Here is a 4029-nt window from a genome sequence, read left to right on the forward strand (position 1 = left end):
CCACCCGCCCCTGCTGGCCACCCACCCGCATCGCGCGCGGCTGATGGCGGAGCTGGGAGTGGACGCGGTGCTGGTGCTGCCGTTCACCGCCGAGTTCTCCCAGCTTTCCCCGGACGACTTCGTGGTGAAGGTGCTCGTCGAACGGCTCCATGCCCACACGGTCGTCGAGGGCCCCGACTTCCGGTTCGGGCACCGCGCGGCAGGAACCGTGGACACGCTGCGGGAACTGGGCCTCACCCACGACTTCGACGTGCTCGTGGTGGACCTGGTCACCCGGGACGCCGAGACGGATGACAGTGCCGACACCCCCTCCGGCGCCGGCCGGTTCTCCTCCTCGCTGGCCCGCGGGCTCGTCGCCGCGGGCGACGTGGCCGCCGCGGCCGAGGTGCTGGGGCGGCCTCACCGAGTGGAGGGCGTCGTGGTGCACGGGGCGCGACGCGGACGCGAACTCGGCTATCCCACCGCCAACCTCGACACGGTCGCCCACTCGGCGATCCCCGCCGACGGTGTCTACGCGGGCTGGCTCACCCTGGGCACGGACTCACTCCCCGCGGCGATCTCGGTCGGTACCAACCCCCAGTTCGACGGGACCGAGCGCACGGTCGAGGCCTACGCGCTGGACCGTACCGACCTCGACCTGTACGGCCAGCACGTCGCCGTCGACTTCCGCTCACGGCTGCGGGGACAGGAGACGTTCGACTCCGTCGACGCGCTCACGGACCGGATGGCGGAGGACGTGGCCCGCGCGCGGGACCTCACCACCGCCCCGCCCGGCACCCTCGCGGTCAGCGCCGACTGAACGACCCCACGTGAGGTCTGCCCCTCCGGGCGGCCACACACCGCGGGCGCCCCGCCCCCGCACCATGCGGGGAACGGGGCGCCCGCGCGTACACGTGCCGGGGCACGCGCTCCGTCAGCGCTGCGGTGGCTGCTGCCACCCCGGGCCGGCCTGCGGCGGACGGCCGTGCCCCGGCTGCTGGGCCGGGTAGCCGTAACCGGGCTGCACCGGCGGCGGGTAGCCGTAACCCGGCTGCTGTTCCTGCGGATAGCCGTAGCCGTACCCCGGCTGTGGCTGCCCCGGAAGCGGGGGCGCCATATGCGGCGGCATGGACCCGTCCGGCGTCCACAGCCCCTGCTCCTGCTGGGCGCGGGCGAAGTCCTCGGCGATCAGCGCGGCCAGCTCGAAGTACGCCTGCCGCGTCTTCGGCCGCATCAGGTCCAGGTCGAGCTCGGCCCCCGCGGCCAGGTGCTCGTCGAAGGGGGCGACCACCACGCCTCGGCAGCGCGTGCGGAAGTGCGCCACGATGTCCTCGACCTTCACCATCCGCCCGGTCTCCCGAACCCCGGAGATGACGGTCACGCTGCGCTGCACCAGGTCGCCGTAGCCGTGTGCCGCCAGCCAGTCCAGCGTCGTGGAGGCGCTGCTGGCACCGTCCACCGACGGCGTGGAGACGATGATCAGCTGGTCGGCGAGATCGAGTACGCCGCGCATGGCGCTGTACAGCAGGCCGGTGCCCGAGTCGGTCAGGATGATCGGGTACTGCTTGCCCAGTACGTCGATGACCTGGCGGTAGTCCTCGTCGTTGAACGTGGTGGAGACCGCGGGGTCCACGTCGTTGGCCAGGATCTCCAGCCCGGACGGTGCCTGCGAGGTGAACCGCCGGATGTCCATGTAGCTGTTGAGGTACGGGATGGCGCTGACCAGATCCCGGATGGTGGCACCGGTCTCACGCCGGACCCGCCGCCCGAGCGTGCCCGCGTCGGGGTTGGCGTCGATCGCGATGACCTTGTCCTGCCGCTCGGAGGCGAGAGTCGCCCCCAGCGCCGTGGTGGTGGTCGTCTTGCCGACGCCCCCCTTGAGGCTGATCACCGCGATCCGGTAGCAGGACAGCACCGGGGTGCGGATCACCTGGAGCTTCTGCATCCGCTCCGCCTCGGCCGCCTTCCCGCCGATCTTGAAGCGGGAGGCTGGCCTGCTGGCGGGCTGCGAACGCTGCTTGTTGCGTCGCTTGTCCTGGAGCAGCCGGTCCGAGGACAGCTCCACGGAAGCCGTGTAGCCGAGGGAGCCCGGCTGCGGGGCTGACTGTTGCACCGGCCAGCCACCGGTCGCGCGCGGGTCCTGGGTCGGCTGCGCCGGGCCCTGTCCGTGGGGAGCGGCGGGTGCGCCCGGACCCTGCTGTGCGGCGGCGGGGGGTGGGTCGGTCCGTCCACCGTGTTGCTGCTGCGGGTGCTGCGGGCCACCGTGCTGCTGCGGGTGCTGCGGGCCACCGTGCTGCTGCGGGTGTGGCGGGCCACCGTGCGGCTGCGCGGGGTGGGCGGGGGGCTGAGGAGCGCCGTGCTGCTGCGCCGGATGGACGGGCTGCTGGGGAGCACCGGGCCGACCGTGCTGCTGTCCCGGGTACCCCTGCGGCCCCGGCCGGCCCGGGTACTGCTGCTGCGGTACGCGGTGCGGGGCGCCCGGCGCCTGGGGCGGCTGCCCGTACGGCGGCCGAGGGCCGTCCCCCGGGTGCTGCCGCGGAGCAGTGGGCGCGGGGCCCGGCTCCTGGCGCACGGCGGGCAGTGAACCCTGCTGCTCCGCCACATGGGGTGACTGCGGGGTGGGCGGACTCGGGGCCCACGGCGCCTGCTGCGGCGGGGGGCCCTGCGGAGCCTGCTGGTTCGGGGGCGGCTGCTGCTGCGCGTACCGTGCCACGCCGTGCGGTGGGCTCGGCTGGTGCGGCCCCGGGGACTGGGGCGGAACAGCCCCGTGCCCGCCCCCGCCCGGCCAGGGGGCTGCCGGGCCGGGTGCCGAACCGCCGCTCTGCCAGGCCGTTCCCGGCCGCGGGCCGGACACCTGGGGCCCGTGGGGCGGCGCGGACGGCGGCTGGCCGGGTGCCGCGGGGGCCTGCCGGTCGGACTGCGGTGCCGCCATGCCGCCGGTTGGCCACGCGCTCTCCGACTCCTCCGGTGCGGAGGCCTCAGCCGGGGCCGGGGCGGAAGGCTGCCGAGGAGCGGGAGCAGCCGGCGGGGTACCGGATCCGACGGCGCCCGTCTGGCCGCGGTGGGCCGCCCACGGGTTCGGGGGCGGCGCGGTCGCGGAGTCGTCGACCGGCGCCGGGGCGGGCGCCTGGGCCGGGGTCCAGGGGGCTCGCGAAGCCGGAGGAGTGGAGGGCGGTCCCTGGGGCGGTTCCAGCTCGTTGGCGCCTTCCGTGCCGGAGCCCGGTCCCGGCGCACCGGGACCCGGCATGCCGCCAGGGTGCGTCGCACCGGGGGAGGCGGGAGGCTCGGGAGTCGCCGACTGCTCGTCGTCCCCCGCCTCCGGCAGCGCGGCGTCGTTCCGCGCGGCACCCGGCTGCTCCGACGGTTCGGCCGCGCCGGGCAGTTCGACCCGCACGCCGCCGGCCGGCAGGCCCGCGCCGAGGCCCGGAATCTCGTGCACCGCGCCGACCGATGCCTGCTGCTCCTCGGGGTCGTCGGCGTCGTCGTCCGAGGACCCGGGAGCCAGGACCTCCGCGATGGACTCCGACGAGGGTGTCCTCGCGGGCGGGCCCGAGCCGTCCTCGTCCTGTCCGGAGACGTCCGGCTGCGGCTCCGGCTCGGGCTTCGCCTCGGGCTGCGGCTCAGGCTCGGCCGGAGCGGACCAGGCGCTCCTTGGCTGCTCCGGCGGCATCGCGAAGCCCGGTGGCGTCGGCGGTACTCCGGCACCACCGGACGGTCCCGCCGGGCCCTCGCCCGCTCCGGCGGGCGGCTTCAGCTGAAAGTCGGGCGGCAGCGGGGGGAGTCCGCCGCCACCGGACGGTGGAAGTGGCGGAGGCGGAGGCGCCTGTGCGGGCCGCTCGTTCAGTGCCTTGTGCAGCGCGGCCTTGCTGAACTGCATGGTGGCCTGGCTGGTGACGGCCGGTCCGTCGGGCCCGTCGGCGGGCCGGTCCTGCCGCGGCGGGGACTCCTCGGGTCCCGACCCACCTGTCGGCGCGACGGGACGCGGAGGTGACTGGGGCGCCACCGACGGGAACCCGCCGCTGCCCGGCCCTGCCGGAGTGGGGGGTGCGG

2 protein-coding genes and 1 pseudogene are annotated in these 4029 nt (G+C 75.7%); 2 read left to right on the top strand and 1 reads right to left on the bottom strand.

All coding sequences use genetic code 11. The features are described from left to right. Nucleotides 1–799: bifunctional riboflavin kinase/FAD synthetase (locus E0D90_RS24275; RefSeq protein WP_130800094.1), on the top strand; the 799-nt coding region annotated here is incomplete at its 5' end. A 114-nt stretch (nt 800–913) separates the two neighbouring features. On the opposite strand, the pseudogene E0D90_RS28135 reads toward E0D90_RS24275, so the two are convergent. Beyond that, a pseudogene (locus tag E0D90_RS28135) lies at nt 914–2542 on the bottom strand (MinD/ParA family ATP-binding protein); the annotation flags it as partial. Between the two features lie 952 nt (nt 2543–3494). On the opposite strand from E0D90_RS28135, the gene E0D90_RS27375 reads away from it, so the two are divergent. Continuing rightward, entirely contained in the window at nt 3495–3737 is a 243-nt protein-coding gene (locus E0D90_RS27375) for a hypothetical protein (RefSeq protein WP_174856259.1), read from the top strand. Nucleotides 3738–4029 lie beyond the last annotated feature (292 nt).

Origin of the sequence: Streptomyces otsuchiensis, from assembly GCF_004305975.1 — a bacterium.
Classification (GTDB): Bacteria; Actinomycetota; Actinomycetes; order Streptomycetales; family Streptomycetaceae; genus Streptomyces; species Streptomyces otsuchiensis.

What these genes read in the sequence shown, in the direction of transcription:
- E0D90_RS27375 (WP_174856259.1), top strand. Translation starts at nt 3,495, where the DNA reads ATGGACTCCGACGAGGGTGTCCTCGCGGGCGGGCCCGAGCCGTCCTCG.